Here is a 390-nt window from a genome sequence, read left to right on the forward strand (position 1 = left end):
AAGGGTGAGACATTACGGAGAGTAATGGGTGCTGTAATGTTTCAATTTTCAGCTTGTTCCGGATTGTTAAAGAGCAATATCGTAAAAGTGACTCAAGAAGTCAGTTTTACGATATGGTGATAATGGCTTTCACTTCATTATCGGTATGGCGTCCCCAAGGGGATTCGAACCCCTGTTACAGCCGTGAAAGGGCAGTGTCCTAGGCCTCTAGACGATGGGGACACAAAAAGCAGCCTGGCCGTAGCCGTGCTGTTTTGTATCAGCATGAGTCAGAGACTCATCGCATCAACAGGTGCGCTTGCTCAGTACATCTATCAGACAATCTGTTGTGGGCACTGCACGGTCAAATATCTTGAGGTAAGGAGGTGATCCAACCGCAGGTTCCCCTAC

The 390-nt window shown here is 47.7% G+C and carries 1 tRNA gene; it reads right to left on the reverse strand.

Annotated features, from left to right (window positions below):
• Nucleotides 1-146: 146 nt before the first annotated feature.
• Nucleotides 147-222: transfer RNA gene (locus CYR32_RS21235), tRNA-Glu, on the reverse strand.
• Nucleotides 223-390 lie beyond the last annotated feature (168 nt).

Source organism: Chimaeribacter coloradensis (assembly GCF_002858715.1).
In the GTDB taxonomy this organism is placed as follows: Bacteria; Pseudomonadota; Gammaproteobacteria; order Enterobacterales; family Enterobacteriaceae; genus Chimaeribacter; species Chimaeribacter coloradensis.